This is a genomic window from Cohnella herbarum (genome assembly GCF_012849095.1).
GTDB classification, from domain to species: domain Bacteria; phylum Bacillota; class Bacilli; order Paenibacillales; family Paenibacillaceae; genus Cohnella; species Cohnella herbarum.
The window spans coordinates 8,300,654-8,321,143 of sequence record NZ_CP051680.1; the positions used below are offsets into that span (position 1 = coordinate 8,300,654).

Genomic DNA, 20,490 nt, shown 5'->3' on the forward strand with positions numbered 1-20,490 from the left:
ATACGCCATGCCGATTCGCACTCTGCTTTTGATGGTCGTTTCGCTAGCCTTTTTGTATTTATTGTTTACGGTAGGTGCGCCTTTCCTGTTAGCTCTCGTCGCTGCCATCTTCCTGGAGCCGTTAACTTCGTTGCTCATGAGCAAATCCCGAATGAACCGAATGGCGGCTTCAACGGTATCCAGCACTTTGTTTACGGTCATTTTGTTAGGATTGCTGGGCTTGATCGGGATGAAGCTAGTCAGCGAGCTCAGGGCTTTCTTCGATAAGCTGCCCATGATGCTTGAGAGCGCGAATGATTACATACGCGATTTAATAGAGCAAGCTCAGAGATTATCGAACAAAGGGGGAGCGCCGGTACCCGATCAATTGGAGCAATGGGTATCGAACGCGACCGGGGCTTTAACGCAATTATCAACGAAAATTTCCGGCGTTTTGTTCGGATTTGCTTCGGGCATTCCGGACTTCTTTATTTTCTTTATCGTATTTCTGGTTGCCGTATATTTATTTACGTTCAGCTTGCCGGTGATGAAGAGCTCGTTCCTGTCTCTATTCGAGGACAAATCAAGGTTGCAAGTCGAAGAAGTTCTTCAAAGTTTGCGCAGGTCGGTGTTCGGTTTTCTCCGTGCGCAATTGCTGCTTAGCATTATTACATACATCTTATCGTTCGCCGGATTGCTTATTATCGGGACGGGATATCCGCTTGCGATTGCGTTGTTGATCGTTGTCGTCGATATTCTGCCCGTGCTCGGAGTCGGATCCGCTCTTGTTCCTTGGGCCGTATACCAGTTGGCGACCGGAGACGTTTATACGGGTGTCGGCTTAATCTTACTCTTCTTGATCATTACGGTCGTTCGACGGATCGTAGAGCCTAAGATTCTCGGAGATGCGGTCGGCATAGGCGCTTTATCCGCATTGATAAGCTTATATGTCGGTTACGAACTCGTCGGCGTCATCGGAGTGTTCTTGGGTCCGATCGTCGTGATCGTGTTCATGGCGATGAAGAAGGCCGGATTGTTCGATTTCAAAATCAAGTTCCAGTAAATCGACGAAGGTATGAAGTGTCGGAAGGAGAGTCTCTCGCGGGAGGCTCTCTTTCTGTCTGAAGGAAGCGGTTTACATATTGTTTTATCATTGATACTATATGTTATATTATGTGTGTAATTGAAACAGAGAGGTGCTTAGATTGCTTCCTATTCAACGTAAGTCCGCCATCATCGAATATCTGTCAAAGGAAGGCGGATGTACGATCAAGCATCTTAGCCGAGCCCTGGACGTATCCGAAATGACGGTTCGTCGGGATTTGAAACAGTTAGAATCATCAGGCCAAGTGATCTTATCTCATGGCGGCGCTGTACTCGCCCAGAGTTATGTCCACGAACCGGCAACGATCGAGAAGGAATCCCGGAACCAAGACGTTAAGGAGCGGCTGGCTTCCTATGCGATTAAGCACTTTGTAAGCGAGGGCGATGTGCTTATTCTGGAGGGCGGGACTACGGTAGCCCGGATGCCCCCTTATCTGCAATCATTTTCGCAATTAACGATATTGTCGAATGGATTGAATACTTTGAATGCTTTAAATACGGGGGCCGGACGCAATGTCGTGCTCTGTTGCGGCGGCATGCTGAGGGAACAGTCCAGTACTTTCGTCGGACCCGTAGCGGAATCGTTCTTCGAACAATTTCATGCGAATACGGTGTTTCTGTCGGGTCTGGGATTTACTCCGGAGACGGGATTCACGGATCCTAATTTACTCGATACGCGCGTGAAGCAGGCAATGATTCGTTCCGCCGGGCGCACCGTCATGCTGCTTGATTCGTCCAAATTCGGCGCAAGGTCCTTCACGACGACGGCGATGGCCGCGGATGTATCCGCAGTGATTACGGATAGCGGAGTTCCAGAGGAAATAAAAGACTATTTCATTAAGCTGGGCGTACCCTTGCATATCGTATAATAAGGAAAATTAGAACCTCTGCAACCTCTGCCTCGGATGAGCTCAGAGGTTTTCTTTTGTTGTTTAGGAATTACCGTTTTGGGGCTTTGCAGCAAACGAAAATCGAGCGTTCATTTTCTAGCGGCTGCCACGGCCGCTATTTCGTCGAAAACAGGTATTTATAGATTCTAACGGAGCGGAACGCCTTTATTTACGCGCAATGGGCATGGGCATGATTTCATTGAAAAATACACAAATAAGAGCGCCCACAAAAGCCATGATCCTACGGCCGATTGCAGTTCTTTGAATGCAAATCACCATTCTCAAATATTGAAAATATTTTCTGGCGGAGCGGGGTGCCGTATAGCTAACGAACGTGAGCATTTGGACTTCTAACGGAGCTGTACGCCGCTATTTTGAAGAAAACAGAGATATTGAATTTCTAACGGAGCTACACGTCGTTATTTGTGTCCAAATGGTCCATTTTTGTTGGATTATCGGCAAATAAGGGCGCTTATTTCCGTTACATTTTGAAGTGCCCCTTATTTAGCAAAATAAGGGCTGTGGGTTCCGTTACCGTTTTTCGGCCCAAAAACGCGAGACCAGCCCCCCTCCTCCGGATGTGCCAATGCATAATAGGGTAAGCAATAAATGGATAGTCGTTGCCCGCGAGGTTATGCGATAACGCACAAGGGCTAATCTGTCCCTCAAGTTTCAGTTTCGTAAGCGATTGTCCTGCATTTCCAATCCGATTGCCTTGTATTCAATCCGATATTGGGTTGTGCAGGTATGTGCAGTTTACTCAGGCAGTCAGAAATCGCGTTAATAGAAAAAGGTTTAGCAAAATGGTCACCCGTCAGGGTGATTTTGTTCTTTAATGTGTTAATTTAAGATAATATATGTTACTATATGTTATGTATTGATAATATTAATCAAATTGATGGAGGTATTTACGCAATGACGACAACTACGAAACCGACAAAAAACTATAATCAGTCGCCGACGGTACGAATAAAGGAATGCGAAGATCAAGCTTGGCAAGGTTATGATCGGATCGCGCAGGCACTCCAATCCCGGATAAGCAGCCTGTCGGCATCTAAATCGGTTCTTGTCATCGAATGTTACCCTTCCGTTCGTCAGGATGAAATCATACAAGCGCTTGAATCTCGGCTAGAACCGGCATTGGTCATCCGCGCGGAAGAAGCCGCGCTGCCTGGAGAGCAAATCAAGCAGGAGATCCGCAAATATTTGACCGATGACCGGGTATTCGGCTTTATGTCGCCCTCCAAGATCGAGGAGTTCTATGACATCGATCGTTTGCGGCAATTGAAGGATCAAGCGAACGCGGTGGACAACGGGATCGTCGTTATTATCGGCTTTGGAGCTTCCTTGGTCTCCGAGGGGGACGTGCTCGTCTATGCGGACCTGGCTCGTTGGGAAATTCAACAACGCTATCGCTCCAAGGAATTCGGCAACTGGCGCTTGGACAATCACGAGGAAGAAATTCTTCGAAAATATAAAGGCGGCTTTTTCTTCGAATGGAGAATGGCGGACCGGTTGAAACGTCGTTTGTTCGATAAAATAGACTACTATTTGGATACGAACGCGAAGGATGACCCTAAGATGGTCACCTATGAAGCTCTGATGAGCGGTTTGCGGCAGACGGCTTCGCAGCCTTTCCGCTTAGTCCCCTATTTCGACCCGGGCGTATGGGGCGGTACGTGGCTGGAAGAGCATATCGATTTACCGCGACAAGAGAAGCCGTACGCGTGGGGTTTCGATGGGGTACCGGAAGAGAACAGCCTTTATTTCCAATATGGTAGCATCCGACTTGAACTGCCTTCTATTAATCTCGTGTTCTTCCAGTCCCGGGAGTTGCTCGGAGATCGGGTTCTCGCTCGCTTCGGAGCTGAATTCCCGATACGATTCGACTTATTGGATACGATCGGCGGAGGAAACCTAAGCTTGCAGGTTCATCCGACGACGGATTATATTAAGCAAACTTTCGGTATGACCTATACGCAGGATGAAAGCTATTATATTCTGGATTCCAAGCCGGGCGCTCTTGTTTATCTCGGGGTGAAGGAAGATACGGATGCCGAGCGGATGTGGGGAGATTTGGAACGGGCTCAGGCAGGCGAAATATCTTTCCCTGCGGAGCGGTACATCAACGCATACGAAGCTAAGAAGCACGAGCATTTCCTTATCCCGGCGGGTACAATCCATTGCTCGGCAACGGATTGCATGGTTTTGGAGATTAGCGCGACGCCTTATATATTTACCTTCAAATTGTGGGACTGGGATCAGGTCGGGCTTGATGGCAAACCGCGTCCCGTCCATCTTGAACATGGATCCAAAGTCATGCAGTGGGATCGTAGGACGGAATGGGTCGAGAACGAGCTTATGAACCGTGCGGAGACGGTCACGGAAGGAACGGGTTGGAGAGAGGAACGGACGGGGTTGCATGAATTGCAATTTATCGAAACGCGCCGCCATTGGTTCTCGGAACCGGTCACGCATGAAGCGAACGGAAGCGTTCATATGCTTAATCTAGTGGAGGGCGAGGAAGCCGTAGTGGAAAGTCCCGACGGACAATTCGATCCGTTCGTTGTACGGTATGCGGAAACCTTTATCGTACCGGCGTCCGTGCAACGTTATACGGTTCGTCCAAGCGGACCGAGCGCAGGACAGACAATCGCTACCATTAAGGCGTTTGTGCGAGCTTAAACATGTAGGGGGATTCGCTATGGGAAGTCAGTTTCTGCTCGCTTTTGACGTAGGCGGAACCTATATTAAAGCGGGAGTCGTCAATAGAGACGGGGCGGTATTAGAACATACCGTGACGCAGTACGAGGCAAACTCGAATGGAACGCAAGATGAAATCATAGAACGTTTCAGGGATATGACGAGAGATCTGGTTAGTCGCCTTAGCGAGGAATCGGGAGCCGGCGTATACGGAATCGGTTATGCTTTCCCGGGTCCCTTCGATTATGAGAGAGGGATAAGCTATATTCAAGGATTGAATAAGTTCGAGGCCATATACGGTATTTCTCTCGGAGATAAGCTGAGGGACGTGTTCCGGAAGGATGCCGTAATTGCGGCGTCCCTTGCCCCGAATTGGAAGCTGGCATTCGAGAATGACGCATCCTTGTTTGCTCTTGGCGAGGCGGTGTATGGGCAGGCTTCCGCTTCCGACCGCGTCGTATGTTTGACGATCGGAACCGGCCTCGGTTCAGGTTTCGTAGAGAAAAGACGTCTGATCAAGCACCAACGGGATGTGCCCGAGAATGGTTGGCTGTATCATCTGTCCTACGGGGAAGGCATCGCGGATGATTTCGTTTCTCGCCGAGGAGTGCTCAGCTTAGCCGACGAGCTCGGATTGGATCTCGCCGGCGGTCAGGATGTCCGGGAGCTTGCGCAATTAGCGCTAGCGGGGAATGAACTCGCGGTCGAACTGTTCGAACGGTTTGGACATCGCATGGCGCAAATCCTGACCGCGCCTATGGAGAGATTCCAACCGGATACTATCGTTATCGGCGGTCAAATCGCGAAAAGCGGACAATTGTTCGTGCCTGCTTTGTCTAGGGGACTTCAGCATAACGGCATAATTACGAATATTAAGCTGAGCGAGAATACATTGTTGAGTACGTTTCGCGGGATATATCGCTTCATGGGGACTGTTTAAGCGAACAAAAAAGTAAGCAAAAAAGATCACCTTATATAAATCCTATCCACTGTTCGGCAGAGGATAGGGTTTATATAATTTAGGAGTAATTTATATCATGATGGATGGAGTGAGTGTGATCAACACTTCGATCAAAACTTCGATCAAAACTTCGATCAAAACTTCGATCAAAACCGTACACATCGTATTTAAAACCCACTTAGATATCGGTTTTACGGATACAGCCCGGAACGTTCTCGATCAGTACGTCGATTCATTTATCCCGAAGGCCATTGAACTGGCCGATCATTTAGCGGATAAGCCCGGTCCGGAGAAGTTCGTCTGGACGACCGGCTCATGGCTGATCCGTTATTATCTGGATCACGCGGCACCCGAAGATCGGGCGAAGATGGAGGAGGCTATACAGAAGGGTCATATCGTGTGGCATGGGCTTCCGTTCACGACCCATAGCGAGCTGATGGATAAGCGGTTGTTCGAATTCGGGCTGTCTATGAGCAGCCAACTCGACCGTACCTACGGTAAGCAAACGATTACTGCGAAAATGACGGACGTTCCCGGACATACCATCGGGATTGTCCCACTGCTCTCCGCAGCCGGAATCCGCTACCTGCATTTGGGGACAAACCCCGCCTCCAAAGCTCCGGATGTACCGCAGGCTTTCGTATGGAAAGCAGCCGACGGTGCTGAAGTCATCGTGAATTATAATGACTCCTACGGAGAGGCGATGGTCATTCCCGGTTTCGACGAGGTATTGTATTTCTCTCATACTTTGGACAACATCGGACCGCCGTCGGTAGAGGATATTCATAAATTGTTCGTTGAATTGGCCGAGCAGTTCCCTAATGCCGTCATTCAAGCGTCGACGATGGACGCCTTTGCGGACAAGCTGTGGAGCTACAAGGCTTCCTTGCCCGTTGTACGGGAGGAGATCGGCGACTCTTGGATATACGGAGCGGCGAGCGATCCATGGAAAATCGCCGCTTATCGGGAATTACTTCGTCTGCGGGACAAATGGATCGCGGAGGGTACGCTCGTATTGAACTCGGAACAATACGATGCCTTCTGTCATTCCCTAATCATGGTTCCCGAGCATACATGGGGATTGGATATGAAGAAATACCTTCCGGATTTCGTTAACTATGCGAAGAAAGACTTCGCGGCAGCGCGTAAGCGGGATATCGTCGGAGAAGATTTATTTCCGTTAACCTACGAATATACGAGAGGCTGGTCTGCCGGCCATACGAAAAACACCGGGAAAACTTCGTACTCCTATAGCGAAGTAGAATCTTCATGGAACGAGCAGCGGAATTATGTTCAAACGGCATTAATGACGCTGGACGCGGACAAACGTCGGGAGGCCGAGGAAGCCTTAAAGGGATTACGTCCCGAACGTGCCGCCTCGACGGGTTACAATCCGATATCGATTAGACAGACTTACCGTCTCGGTCTATTCGAAGCGGAGTTCGCGGAAGACGGCTCTATTAGCCTTCTTCGCGGGAATAACGGTAAAGTATGGGCCGATGACAACTCGCGTATCGGACGTTACAGCTATGAAACGTTCGGATTGCCGGACTATCGGCGTTGGTACGAGCAATATACGACGTATTGGGACAGAAACTTGGATTGGATTTCCGCGGACTTCGGCAAGCCGGCATTTGAATTCGCCAAGCCCTATCCGACGAATCGAATGTTTGAACCAAGCTTGGTCTCGCTGTCGGTGCGGCATGCGAATGATGGCGACTATGTCCAAGCCAAGCTTCGAATGTCCGAGCAGGCTTCCGAAATTCAAGGGGCTCCAAGAGAATTAGAGCTGTTGTACCGATTCGCTAAAGATGCGGAAGACATTGACTTGACCCTTAACTGGTTCGGCAAGGATGCCCACCGCCTACCGGAGGGCAGCTGGATCGGCATTAATCCTATCGTAAATAACCCTAACTTGTGGAAGATGGATAAGCTTGGATCGTTACTGTCGCCGCTTGAGGTCGTGAAGAACGGTAACCGCGGCATGCACGCGATCGAATCTCGACTGACTTATTCCGGCGCCGACGGAGAAGCGACGATCCGAACTTGGGATGCGCCCGTCGTCTCCATCGGAAAGCCGCGGCTGCTGCAGTTCGACAACTTGTTCGCCGACCTGAGCGGAGGCTATTACTTCAATCTTCACAACAACGCGTGGGGAACCAATTTCCGGATGTGGTACGAAGAGGATGCGCGGTTCCGCTATACGCTGACTTTCAGATCCAACTAGCCATTCACGTTCAAGGCACCGCATCTAGGAAAGAATGCGGTGCCTTGAGCGCCTGTCGTTATATTTCCCCTCTCTTATAAGCCCCCGGAGTAACCCCCGTTATTTTTTTGAATGTCCTGAAAAAGTGCTTCTCGTCTTTGAATCCGACGATAACGGAAACCTCGTTTACCGTGTAGGTGCTTGATTTGAGCAATTCTCGGGCTTTTTCCATTCTGTATTGGATCAGAAATTCGATAAAGTTCTGGTTATAGGTTTTCTTGAATTGTTTGCTTAAATAGGCCGGGCTCAAGCTGATATGCTCGGATACGGACTGCAAACTGATATCTTCGTTATAATGACGGATAATGAATTCCATTGCTTTAGCCATGACCGAATTGTTCCAGATTTTATCGTTCTTGCCGATTTGCTCGAAGCAGATTTCGAGAATTTCGTCTACGGTAAGCAACAACTGCTCAAGACTCGTGCATACGTTAAGTTGCCTGTAAAGCTTCAGCTCGCTGCCGAGGAACGTTTCGGGATTTAATCCGAGCCGGGTTAGCAGCTTTATGAGCGTGACCGCCACATTGAAATTCAGTTTCAATAGGTTAGCCGATTGTTCTTGCGCTTGCTGATAGAACTGATGAATGATAACCTTTGCGGCTTCTTTTTCGCATTTTTCCATGCAGAGTTGCAACTGTTGTTCCGTTTCGAAGTTCATTACTAAAGATGCCGTGCTAAACTCCGATTTAAGCATTTTATGGGAGTACGCCCGATTGCCGCCGCGAGTCATTCGTGTCATAGCCGCTTTTCTCGCTTGAGTATAGGATTTGTGAATATGGGATAGCTCCCCGAACGTTTCGCCGACTCCGACGGTGATGGAGAACTTCAAATAATCCTTTGTAAACTCGATGATCTTGTCCAAAGCGCGCATCAATTGCTCCTCGAGCACCGGGTTAGCGGGAATATTGACCAGGAAGCCTAGATCATGATCGGTCTCGAAGGGCAAGATCGTAACGCCGAGATCCTCGATTAACTCTAGCGTTATATTTTCGATGCAAAACTTGTACAGTTGGATGTCGGAGCTCGATCTACGGCTTATCAATTGCTCGAAATGATCGATGCTAATCGTCATAATGAAGATTTGATCATAGGGCAACGAAATATCCATCGCCTTAAAGTGCTCTCGCAGATCAGCCTCGTCGGTGATCTCCTCTTGAATGATATGCTGCAACATCTGTTTCTTGGCAAGCTGAAGGTATTTCTTGGCTTTATGATCGGCTTCGGTCATTCGATTGGCTTTCGTCCGGTCATGTATGATCCGATTTTCGATCCGGCTAAGGCAGCTTTTCAAGTCGTTTTCTTCAACCGGCTTGAGCAAGTAGGCGAAGGCGCCTTGTTCAAGCGCCGTCTTCGCGTATTCGAACGAATCGTAGCTGCTGACTACGACGAATATCGGAGGAGAGACCTGTTGCTTAACTTCGTTCAACAGGCTTAGTCCGTCCATACGCGGCATGCGTACATCGGCGAATATAACGTCCGGCTTACAATCCTCGATCGACTCCAATGCTTCAATTCCGTCCGATGCCTTATTGATTAAGGAGTATCCCAATTCCTTAAGATCATGCTCCATGGAGTCTCTTGTTAGTTTCTCGTCTTCTACGATGAGTATTTTCATAGTTGCGTTCCCCTATCCAACGGTAAAATGATCTTAACGATTGTCCCTTCATCGGGCGCGCTCAGAATGCTGATCCCGTACTCGTTGCCGTAATAAAGCTTAATCCGGGAATTCACGTTGTAGATGCCTACCCGGTCTCTCGTCGGGCTATCAAGCATCGTTCGTGGATTATCGCCCAGCATCGCATTCATCTTATCCGCCTGTCGGCTATCCATCCCCTTACCGTTATCCTCTATATAAATCCACAGCTCATTATCGTACGTTTGGGCGCAGATATGAACGAGACGATGCCCTGTTTTGTTTTCCAGGCCGTGAAGGATCGCGTTCTCGACGATCGGCTGTAAAGTCAATCGCAAAATGCTCGTGGAGAGCAACTCGTCATCGATATCGAACGTCATCCGGAACTGTTCTCCGAAACGCAGCTTTTGAAGGGTCAAGTACTTGTTCACGTGATCCAGTTCTTCTACCAAGGTCACGATAAATCTCCCCCTATTCAGCGAATAGCGAAACAAATCGGATAAATGTTGAACCATTTGGCGCGCCAACCCGGCATTCTCGTCTCTGATAACCGCTTTAATGGACGACAACGTGTTATACAGAAAGTGGGGATTAATCTTGCTCTGAAGCGACTCCAACTCGGATTGCCTTCGGGCAAGCTCGATCTCGTATTTTTCTTTGATCAGATGATGTACGTTTTCGGCCATCGTATTGAAACCTAAAGCGATTTCCGCGAATTCGTCCGCGCCTTTGGCTTCGATCATAACGGAAAAATTCCCTCTCTGAAATTGGATGAACGACTTCTTTAAGCGAATAAGAGGAGAGGTAATGAGATTAGACAGCAAGATGGACAGGATGATAGTCGAAATGACCAACACGGTCATCAGCAAGAAATTAATCCTTTTTACGACGCTCATTTTTTCCTCGATGACATGTCGATGCACGGACGTAATGACCTTGAATTCGAAGATCGACGAGTCATCATAAATGATAAACTGATCCTTCCAGTTAAAGCTGATCTGCTCGTTCGTTTTGTCCGCGCGCTCTTGCTCGGCACGCTCAATGAGTTGCTGCAAGGAGTCCGGAGATTGTTCTCGGTTGCTAAATACGACTTTATTATTATCGGATAAGATGATGACCGTGTCCTCTTCGGTAATTCTGCTGTGGGTAACGATTTCTCCGAATTTGGACAATTCCTGCGTAAACAACGAGATTCCGATCGGCTTGTTTTCTATTTTGTAGTCTAGAAGGGTTCGTAGCACTCCGATCACGTTGTTGTTCTTATGATTTCTAATGGAACTGTTCATCGTTTGGTCCAGATCCATCATGGTGATGACGGGACCGCCGTTGTTGATCAGCGTATCTTCCACGCCTGGGATCCGTATTTTTGAATTTTCCTGAGGAGTAAATCCGTCCGCGTTAACGTACGTGGCGATGGAGCCGTTCAGGGAAAGCAACCCGATGCCGTCGAATCTATCGTTATTGCTCAAGATGCTGGTCAGGAAGTAGTTCACCCGATTGGCGGCTTCAAAATATCCCTCGTCGATCGTGGTAGGTTTATAGGAAAGGAACCGTTGAATGTCGAGGATGTTGTAAGCGAGCGCCTCCGACTGTTTCTGCATAGTCTGCAAATTCTCATCGATACTATTTACGATCTGGTTATTCAATGTTTTCTTATACTCGATAAAATCGGACTGAAACAGTCTTCGCGTACTTTCATGAGACATCGTAGTCAGTATGACGGTGGGTATGGATGTCGCCAGCAGCAGGAGAAGAAAAATCTTATAGAAGACTTTTTTCCGGTACATGGATAGTAGTTTTTTGATCATGGTGTTCTCCCGCCATACAGATGTAATTTCATCATCTTACCGTACAAAACCATTATAACGAATGGATTTTAAAAAGGATCAAGCGCTGCTCAAGAGCGCAAAATTGGTCACTAATTCTTAAAACTATTCACTATTCTAGCTAAAAAGGAAAGCATACAATTAAACTTGTCAAAACGCGCGTTGACACTACTATTCGTAATATCAAGGGGGATCGACCTATGCTGAAGAAAAAATTACTGCTAAGTTTAGTCGTTTGTATGGTCGCATTTACGCTTGCGGCTTGCGGAAATAGCAATAATAGCAACTCCGCTGCAACTAACGGCGCTTCGCCCGAAGCATCGTCAACGACATCGCCGGAAAAATCTTCAAATGACGAAGCGTTCGAAATTAGCGTCGCTCACTGGGTACTCGGTTCGGCTAACGCCTATGCCGAGGACTACATCAAAAACGTAGAAGCTCTGTACAAGAAAACGTATCCGAACGCCACGATCAAATGGAATCCTATCCAAGGCGAAAAATACCATGAGTTGTTAAAGGCGCAGCTTGCGACGAAGAGCGCTCCCGATGTGTTTTTCCATCAAAACGCGCTTGTTCCTTTCGCCAAAGCCGGTTACTTGACCGATCTTTCAGATCAGCCATGGGCCTCGCAAATCATGGAAAGCTCTAAACCGGATAACGCATACGACGGCAAAGTGTATGCGGCGCCTGTCGACGTCTCCGGCTGGGGAATGTTTTATAACAAAAAAGTGTTTGCGGATCTCGGGCTTTCCGTTCCGAAAAACTATCAAGAGTTTCTGGATATAAGCGAAAAGATTAAAGCAGCCGGAATCATTCCGGTCACGGCCGGGTACAAGGATGGATGGCCGATATCCGGTACTTGGATTTCGATGGCATCGTTCGTATACGGCGTGAATCCGAATATCGACAAAGATTTATATGAAGGCAAGACCAAAATCAATGGTCCTGAATTTACGGCGTTGTTTACCGCTTTCGAGAAAATGGTCAAAAATAACTATCTGACCAAAAGCGCATTGAGCACCGGTTATGATACGGCCGTGCAGCAGGTTGGCGAAGGCAAAGCGGCTATGATGTTCAACGGACCGTGGATCAACAGCGTCGTCGCCGACAAGTACAATGTCGACCTTGGTTTCTTCCCGATGCCTGACGACAACGGCAACAGCTTCGTTACTACGGCTACGAATGCTTCTTTGTCCCTGAATGCCCTGTATCCGGACAAACAGCGCGGAATCGATATGATCAACGCTTTGATTGACGCTAGCACGCTTCCCGGATTGCTTCAGAACAGTGCATTTACGGGTTTGCCGAACCTTACGATACCGCAAGAAACGAGCGGAGGCAAGGATTACGCTCAGGCGTTATCTACTTTCCCGTCGCAAATGCAAATGACTCTGTGGCTCCCGCCATCAACGCATGAAGCGCTATCGCAAGTGATAACGAAAATCGCGGCAGGCAAAGCTTTCTCACCTAAGGATTTGGACGCGGCGGATCAAACCTATCAGCGCGATAAAGCGTTGGTAAATATTCAGTAAAGATGGAGTGATCATACGAGTGCTGGGGATTAAACGCCGCAGCACTCGCATCATCGTTATTATTGTTTACTCAAACGCGGATTGGACTGATTGAAGTGAAGAAAAGCACCCTGGATTACACACAGCGAGTCCTATTCATGGTACCCGTGTTGCTCATTATCGCTGCATTTGTCGTATATCCTTTTCTATCAAGCGTTTACTATTCTTTTACGGACTGGAACGGGATTTCGAAGCCCAATTTCGTTGGACTGCTCAACTACAAAAATTTGCTGAAAGATATCAGCTTCGTGCATTCTCTAAGAAACATCTTGTTCTTTACAGTCGGAGCTATCGTTCTGATCAATCCGCTATCGCTGATCTTGGCTCTGATTCTTAATTCGAAGATTAAAGGACGCTCCGCGTTACGGACGTTATTTTACTTGCCTTCCGTCATTAGCATGATCGTTATTTCGAACATCTGGGTGATCATTCTTGCCGGTGACGGGTTGCTTAATAAAGTGGTCGATCTTCTAGGCGTGGGAGGCCAAGAGATCAATTGGCTCGGAGATTATGACAAAACGCCTTGGGCGCTCTTGTTTATTATTTTATGGCAAGGCGTCGGCAACTCCGCTATTTTCTACATCGCGGGGCTTCAGAGCATTCCGCAGGATTTATACGAAGCTGCCGATATCGACGGGGCGGTCGGCTGGACCCGCTTTACTCGTATTACTTTCCCATTGCTGATGCCAGCCGTTACGATCGTTACTTTTTTCCAAATATCAGGAACCTTAAAGCTGTTTGACCTTCCGTTGATTATGACTAAGGGCGGTCCCGGCGACGTTACGCTGACCCCTACGATGCTTATATACAATCAAGCTTTCCAATACAATGCTGCCGGATACGCAACCACTACCGGGGTATTCTTGCTCCTCATTATTTTCGTGATCTCTGCCCTTCAGCTTAGGTTAACCCGTTCTAAGGAGGTGGAGATGTAATGAAGGTTCAAGCAGGAAGCAGAATTCTCGGAACCGGGCTTATGTTCTTTGTCGCGCTCTTGTTTACCGTTCCGTTCATTGTTCTTATCCTGTCGAGCTTTAAGGATGAGGACCATATCTTTGATCCGTTTTACCCGCCGGACTTTACCAACTTCGAAAATTACAAAATGGTTTTTGCATCTCCGACTTTCGTTCCCGCGTTCTTGAATACGATCATGATCTGTGCCATCACGTTAATCATTGCCATTATCGTTTCTTCTATGGCCGGATATGTCGTTAGCCGGTCCAAAGAACGGATATTCAAGTGGATGTATATCGTGTTCGTGTTCGCGCTCATTATCCCGGCTCAAACGAATATGGTCGTCTTCTACAAAATGGGAACCTCGTTAGGCATGATGAATACGATTCCTTTCCTAATCTTGATCTATTTGTCCGGTAACGTAGCCTATACGTCGATGATTTACGCCGGCTTTACCAAATCCATACCTAGGCAGCTGGAAGAGGCCGCCGCCATTGACGGCTGCGGCAAAATCAGAACGTTCGTCAGCATCATTTTTCCGTTATTGATGCCTGCGACGGCTACCGTATTCGTGGTGGAAATATTCTGGTACTGGAACGACTTTCAGGGACCTCTCATTTATTTAAGCAACGGCGACGTGCCCACGTTAATGCTTGAAATATACAACTTTAAGAGTTATGTCGGCACATTAAGCTATTCGGTTACGTCATGGGCGCCCGTATCGGCCATATGCGTCGTAGCCACCATTCCGATTCTCTTGTTCTTCTTATTTACGCAAAAGTACTTGCTCAAGGGACTAGCTATGGGAGCGATTAAAGGATAAGGTTCGAGCAACCATCTTGAAACGGAGTGGATAGAATGCACGGTAAAGCGAGGAAATTCACAAGTTTTCTGGTAGCGGCAGTACTTATGTTTAACATGATCTATTTGACGACGCCGCAGCTTGCCCAAGCTGCGGAGACGAATATCGCACCGCAGGCGCGGGTAACGGTTTCTTCTTTTTATGGAAATGATCCCGCCTATGCGGGCGCTCATGCGGCGGATGGCCGTATGGACACGGAATGGGCTTCCGCTACCTCTGCACCGTGGATTGAACTGGATTGGGACAACACGTATGAAGTGTCCAAAATCGTAATCTATGACCGACCGGATGGCGCAGATGCCATCGGCGGAGTGCTGAGTTTCAGCAATGGCGCGCAAGTAACGGTGTCCGATATTCCAGGGAATGGCGTTGCCAAGGAAATTGTATTAAATTCTCCAATCGTTACCGATTCCTTGAAATTCGATATTACGGGCAATGGCTGGAATGGAGTAGGCTTAGTCGAGCTTCAGGTGTTCGGAGTCGAATCGGCTAGCGGAACGCCCGTTCAAAACATTAGCGTTGTCAGTAACGAGAATACGATAAGCATCTCCGGCGGCGCTCTTCAGTTGAATACGGCGGTATTCCCTGAGGATGCGACCATGAAAAGCGTGACTTGGGCGGTCTATGAAAGCGATGGACACACGCCTACGAATAAAGCGGAAATCGATAACGCGGGCTTACTCCAGGCCAAAGCCGATGGAGTGGTTAGAGTCGTCGCGGCAGCGAAGGACGGGTCCGGCGTAACCGGTTACAAGGATATAACGATTAACCAGACCGTTCAACCGGGCAGCAATATTGCAGGCGGCGCTAGCGTTACGGTTTCAACGGAGCACAGCGCGGAATATAAAGGCGCTTATGCCGTAGATGGACAGTTGAGCACGGAGTGGGCTTCCAACGAAACGAAACCATGGATTCGGCTGGATTGGAACGAACCGCAAACGATAACGAAGCTTGTATTATACGACAGAGCCGATGGCAATAATGCCGCAGGTAAAATCGTATTCAGCAATGGCAAGGAAATCAAGGTAGACGGAGTACCGAACGACGGAGTAACGCCGAAGACGATCGTTCTGCCCAATCCTATCGTTGCGACCTCGATCAAATTCGATATTCATGAGGGTAGCGGCGGATGGAATGTGGGCTTAAGGGAATTCGAAGTATTCGGGTATCCAAGCGGAGCAAGCAAGCCCGTTGAAAGTATCGGAGTAAGCGGGGCAGGCGGCATTCACGCCATATCTGCCAAGAAGGGTACGTTGCAAATGATCGCGTCGGTGCTGCCTGCCGATGCAACGAATCAATCGGTTTCTTGGGCCGTGTTAGAAGAGGATGGAGTTACGCCTACTAAAAAGGCAAAAATAGATAGCCAAGGAAAGCTCTCGGCAACTGCCGATGGCACGGTTACTGTAGTTGCTAGATCGAAGGATGGATCCACGGTTGACGGATCGGTTAAGGTGACGATTTCCGGACAAGGCGTCGACCCTTCGATGGGAACGAATATTGCCGGAAACGCGTCCGTGTCCGCATCGACCGAATATAGCGCGGCGTACGTCGCGACCAACGCGATGGATGGAGACATCGGTACGGAATGGGCATCGAAAGAGACGAAGCCTTGGATCAACCTCGAGTGGGAGCAAGCGCAAACGATACATAAGATTATCGTGTACGACAGGAATGACCCTGCCAATGCGGATAAAGGAATCATTACGTTTAGCAACGGCAAGAAGATCGAAGTGAAGGACATCCCGGTAGACGGGTCTCCCAAGGAGATTGATCTGGAAACGCCTATCGTAGCGAAATGGCTGCGATTTGATATCAGCAGTACAACCGGCTTCAATTCGATCGGTCTTGCGGAGATGGAAGTATACGGCTTTACCGAGGGAGTAACGACTCCCGTTGCGAGTATTGCGGTTTACGGAGAAACGGGCAATTCCATCGATGTGAAAGGCGGAAGCCTGAAGATGGTTGCCGCGGTTACTCCGGGCGATGCGACCGACCAGAGAGTGAAATGGTCCGTTCGCGAACCGGACGGCTCGGCAACGATCAAAGCTTCGATCGATCAAACGGGAACGCTTACGGCTTCCAAGAAAAAAGACGGAGACGTAAAGGTTAGAGCCGAAGCGATTGACGGCACCGGAGTCATTGGCGAGGCGATCGTCACGCTAATCAACCAAGAGGTGAACGCCAATACGCCTCCGGATGCCACAGCCACGATAGACTTTGCGAATGATACCGTAATAGGATCGCCTTATGTATTCGGATTCAATAAAAATCCGATGAGAATGCACGCGGATGTTATGTTTCCGAAGCTAGCCGATATCGGGATGACAAGAATTCGCAATACGGTATATTTCGATTATATTCTCAAAGACGTCTGCGGCAGCCTTGAAGATTGGAACAACAATACGAATGATTGTCAAAACCCCGACAACTGGAATTGGGATCAATTCTGGTGGGTCGATCAGGCAAAAGCCAATCACATGAAGGTTTCGATGATTTTTGCCTACGCTCCCAGCTTCTTAACCTATTCAGGCGATTATTTTGGCGTCCCGAAAGATTGGGAGGTTTACGAGGATATCGTTCAGAAGGTTTATCTTCGTTACAAGGACGATATCGACTGGGTTGAAATTCTGAACGAACCCGATGCTTCCTGGTTTATTAACTTGGAAGGCAGCGGGTACACCCGCATTGCATTTATTAAGGACTCTTACTATCACATTGCCAAAGCCATTCGTGAAGTGGACAGCGACGTGATCATGGGCGGACTCAGCACATTCGAGCCTGTCACTGAGGAAATCCACGCCGTTATGGATGATCCTAGAATTACGCCGGATATGCTGCAGTACGGCTCGTTCCATAAGTATAGTCCGCAAGCCGGCAAGACGGATATTCGTATTTTCAAAGACGCGTTCGCATCCCGCGCTTCGAAGGGGTTCGATGCCAATGCGCCTATCATGATTACGGAATACAACACATCCGCCGGAAATTATGAAGAGAGAGGCTTCACTAGCGGATCTTGGCTCGGACTCCAGCTTTCCGGATTGATTAAGCAAGGTTATTACGCGGCCGACTTCTATGCGGCATTTCCATCCTACCAGCCCATTTACGGAGAGACCGATTTCTCCGAAGGCAGCGTGTCCAACTTCGGCATGTACAAATGGGATGACGCATCGGGTACAGGCGATTTCTTGCCGCTCGGCTATACCTTTAAGCTGTTAAGCAAGTCGCTTGGCCTTGGCAAAGGCGAGTTTCAAGTGAAAGCCGCAACGACTAACGGCTTGGATGACGCCTTTGGCGCCGTTAACAGCGAAGGTAAGCAAGTAGGCTTTGTCGTTAATGAGTCCGATGAAGTGAAAAATATCGAAGTTACATTCGATAACGTTGAACTCGGCCATGCGGAAGTGACGGCGACTGCTTACATGGTAAGCGGTTGGGCGGATGGCTCTGCGGCGGTTCCGGTATTTACAAGAGTAGAGGGTGGCAAAGTAAAAGTTTCATTATCATTGCCTTCCCATGCGGTTGCCGGAGTTGTTCTTAACTTGGAGCCCTCATCCGTCGTATTCCCAGTGAAATCTCTGGAAGCAGCGAATGAGAGTATCGCGGCTAAACCATGGGATTATATGAAGCTGACGACCGATGCGATTCAAGGTGAAACGATCTGGAAATCCAGCATCCCTTATATCGGAAACATCGATGCTTCAGGTAGATTTTACGCTTTGGCGGAGGGAACGACTACGATAACCGCCGAGAGCGCAATAGATCCGAATAATAAGGTAGAGGTGCAAATTCGCGTAGCGGCAATGAATGTTCCTTTGCTGCAGATTGAACTTAACCAGCACCGGATATTTACGATGAGCAGGAACGCAATCCAGCTGGAAACGACGACTTTGAAGCCCCTCGAGGCTGTTAGCAAGTCGTTGACTTGGAAGTCCGCTAATCCGAATATCGCGTCGGTATCGCAGGATGGACGGGTAACGATTCACAAGGAAGGCAAGGCGGTCATTCGGGTAGAAAGCAGCGTTAACCCCGATGTGTATGACGAAGCGATGATTGTCGTTATGCCTGAGGGCAATATGTTAACCGGACTGCAAGATAAGGTCACGGTCAGCGGGGAACAGCCTAGCGATTTGGGACGATTCGCGATAGACGGCAATATGGGCAGCAGATGGAGCGACTCCAACAAAGAGGCTTACTGGCTGCAGGTCGATCTTGGCGAGGAGAAAGAAATCGGACGTTATCTCATCGTTAATGCGGGTCCTTTCGAAAACTGGCTCGGGAATAAAATCAACACGCGGGCTTTACAGTTACAGACAAGTAAGGACGGAGAAACTTGGGTCACCGTTGACGACGTAAAAGGAAATACGGAGGATATTCTGGATCGAGTACTTCCGGCGGGCACGAAAGCCAGATACGTCCGTTTCAATATTACGGAACCGCAAGATCCAACGACGATGTACCAAGCCGTCAGAATCTATGAGATCATCATGCTGCCGCCGCAAGCTAACGAGCCAGGCGGAGGGAACTCCTCTGGCGGATCGGGCGGAAGCGGCGGTTCCAACGGATCTGCTAAGGACCTGTCGATTATAATTACGGACAACGGTGTTGAGATCAAGGTAACGGCTAACATCGACAATGGTGTTTTGACGGCTAGCGTCGATGAGAATGCGATCAAACAAGCTCTTGAGAAGCTAGCTAAGCAATCAGGCGCGAATCCAATGATTACGATAAGCGTTTCCGGAGCGGGAACGGCTAAGGAAGTATCGTTACAACTTCCAACGAGCGCTCTCAAGTTATTGAGCGGTATCGGGTTGAATGTCGATGCCGGATTGGCGAGCATGAGCTTTGACGCCAAAGCTCTGGAAACGATCGGTGCTAACGCCTCCGGGCAAGAAGTCGTTATTCGTGCGCAAGCAGTGGATACGACCGGATTGCCTAACCCGATTGCCGGCAGACCGGCAGTCGATCTCACGGTTAAATCGGGCGACGCTTTCATCTCATCGTTCGGCGGAAACGTGGAAATCGCGATTCCGTATGCTCCGCCAAGCAGCGAAAGGAACAATGCTATCGTGCCTTACTTTATTGACGCAAACGGTCGACTGAAGGCAATGCGCGGTAAGTTCGTTGCCCAACGAAACGCGGTCGCGTTTACGACTTCGCATTTCTCCCGGTATGCGGTCGGCTATCATCCGGTTTCGTTTAAGGATGTTGCAGACACGGCTTGGTATAAGGGAGCAATCGATTTCGTAGCGGCAAGAGATATCGCGACGGGAACAGGAAAAGGGCAATTTAGTCCGGATTGGAAAATCACCCGCGGTCAAATGATCGTGATGATCATGCGCGCCTACGGAATCGAACCGGATCAGATGCCTAAAGACAACTTTGCGGACGCGGGCCAAACGTATTATAGCGGTTATTTGGCGGCAGCTAAACGTCTGAAGCTTGCCGATGGAATCGGAAACAACCTTTACATGCCGGAGCAGGAAGTAACGCGACAAGATATGGCTACGACATTGTACAGAATATTGAAGTATCTTGGACAATTGCCGGTAAACTCGGACGGTCATAATAGGGGTAGCTTTCAAGACGACGATCAAATCGCCCGATATGCCCTAGAAGCGATGAACTACTTTACGGCAAGCGGCGTGATAACGGGAAGCAGCGGCTTGCTGAATCCGAAAGAAGCGACAACACGAGCGCAATTGGCACAGGTGCTGTATCAACTATTGTCGAAGTAGAGTTTGAGA

11 protein-coding genes are annotated in these 20,490 nt (G+C 48.7%); 9 read left to right on the forward strand and 2 right to left on the reverse strand.

Going from position 1 to position 20,490, the window contains the following annotated elements:
* The first annotated feature begins 7 nt into the window (after positions 1-7).
* The 5 genes from ytvI to HH215_RS34860 all read left to right on the forward strand — a co-directional run bounded on the left by ytvI (position 8) and on the right by HH215_RS34860 (position 7,864).
* Positions 8-1,042 (forward strand): sporulation integral membrane protein YtvI, encoded by a 1,035-nt coding sequence (gene ytvI / locus HH215_RS34840; RefSeq protein ID WP_169284105.1) that lies wholly within the window; start codon positions 8-10, stop codon positions 1,040-1,042.
* Positions 1,043-1,184: 142 nt separating this feature from the next.
* Positions 1,185-1,952, forward strand: a complete 768-nt coding sequence (locus tag HH215_RS34845; protein ID WP_169284106.1) for a DeoR/GlpR family DNA-binding transcription regulator — start codon at positions 1,185-1,187, stop codon at positions 1,950-1,952.
* 936 nt (positions 1,953-2,888) lie between these two features.
* Entirely contained in the window at positions 2,889-4,658 is a 1,770-nt protein-coding gene (locus HH215_RS34850; RefSeq protein WP_169284107.1) for a class I mannose-6-phosphate isomerase, read from the forward strand.
* A gap of 19 nt (positions 4,659-4,677) precedes the next feature.
* Complete coding sequence (locus HH215_RS34855; protein ID WP_169284108.1) at positions 4,678-5,616, forward strand: ROK family protein; 939 nt, start codon at positions 4,678-4,680, stop codon at positions 5,614-5,616.
* A gap of 97 nt (positions 5,617-5,713) precedes the next feature.
* Positions 5,714-7,864 (forward strand): DUF5054 domain-containing protein, encoded by a 2,151-nt coding sequence (locus HH215_RS34860; protein WP_254450312.1) that lies wholly within the window; start codon positions 5,714-5,716, stop codon positions 7,862-7,864.
* Positions 7,865-7,922: 58 nt separating this feature from the next.
* On the opposite strand, the gene HH215_RS34865 is transcribed toward HH215_RS34860, so the two are convergent.
* Entirely contained in the window at positions 7,923-9,518 is a 1,596-nt protein-coding gene (locus HH215_RS34865; RefSeq protein WP_169284109.1) for a response regulator, read from the reverse strand.
* A complete protein-coding gene (locus tag HH215_RS34870) occupies positions 9,515-11,344 on the reverse strand; it encodes a sensor histidine kinase (RefSeq protein WP_169284110.1) in 1,830 nt (609 codons plus the stop codon). Before HH215_RS34870 ends, HH215_RS34865 begins: the two co-directional genes overlap by 4 nt.
* A gap of 218 nt (positions 11,345-11,562) precedes the next feature.
* On the opposite strand from HH215_RS34870, the gene HH215_RS34875 reads away from it, so the two are divergent.
* The 4 genes from HH215_RS34875 (at position 11,563) to HH215_RS34890 (ending at position 20,481) form a co-directional block, all read left to right on the forward strand.
* Entirely contained in the window at positions 11,563-12,894 is a 1,332-nt protein-coding gene (locus tag HH215_RS34875; protein WP_169284111.1) for an ABC transporter substrate-binding protein, read from the forward strand.
* A 137-nt stretch (positions 12,895-13,031) separates the two neighbouring features.
* Positions 13,032-13,868: a carbohydrate ABC transporter permease gene (locus HH215_RS34880; RefSeq protein WP_169284112.1), complete on the forward strand. Its 837-nt coding sequence runs from the start codon at positions 13,032-13,034 to the stop codon at positions 13,866-13,868.
* Positions 13,868-14,710, forward strand: a complete 843-nt coding sequence (locus HH215_RS34885; RefSeq protein WP_169284113.1) for a carbohydrate ABC transporter permease — start codon at positions 13,868-13,870, stop codon at positions 14,708-14,710. The genes HH215_RS34880 and HH215_RS34885 overlap by 1 nt, the downstream gene beginning before the upstream one ends.
* A gap of 35 nt (positions 14,711-14,745) precedes the next feature.
* On the forward strand, positions 14,746-20,481 hold the full coding sequence (locus tag HH215_RS34890) for a DUF7402 domain-containing protein (protein ID WP_169284114.1): 5,736 nt from the start codon (positions 14,746-14,748) through the stop codon (positions 20,479-20,481).
* Positions 20,482-20,490 lie beyond the last annotated feature (9 nt).

Coding starts and splice junctions, on each gene's coding strand:
- ytvI (WP_169284105.1), top strand. CDS start 8: ATGCCGATTCGCACTCTGCTTTTGATGGTCGTTTCGCTAGCCTTTTTG.
- HH215_RS34850 (WP_169284107.1), top strand. CDS start 2,889: ATGACGACAACTACGAAACCGACAAAAAACTATAATCAGTCGCCGACG.
- HH215_RS34855 (WP_169284108.1), top strand. CDS start 4,678: ATGGGAAGTCAGTTTCTGCTCGCTTTTGACGTAGGCGGAACCTATATT.
- HH215_RS34860 (WP_254450312.1), top strand. CDS start 5,714: ATGATGGATGGAGTGAGTGTGATCAACACTTCGATCAAAACTTCGATC.
- HH215_RS34865 (WP_169284109.1), bottom strand. CDS start 9,518: ATGAAAATACTCATCGTAGAAGACGAGAAACTAACAAGAGACTCCATG.
- HH215_RS34870 (WP_169284110.1), bottom strand. CDS start 11,344: ATGATCAAAAAACTACTATCCATGTACCGGAAAAAAGTCTTCTATAAG.
- HH215_RS34875 (WP_169284111.1), top strand. CDS start 11,563: ATGCTGAAGAAAAAATTACTGCTAAGTTTAGTCGTTTGTATGGTCGCA.
- HH215_RS34880 (WP_169284112.1), top strand. CDS start 13,032: ATGGTACCCGTGTTGCTCATTATCGCTGCATTTGTCGTATATCCTTTT.
- HH215_RS34885 (WP_169284113.1), top strand. CDS start 13,868: ATGAAGGTTCAAGCAGGAAGCAGAATTCTCGGAACCGGGCTTATGTTC.
- HH215_RS34890 (WP_169284114.1), top strand. CDS start 14,746: ATGCACGGTAAAGCGAGGAAATTCACAAGTTTTCTGGTAGCGGCAGTA.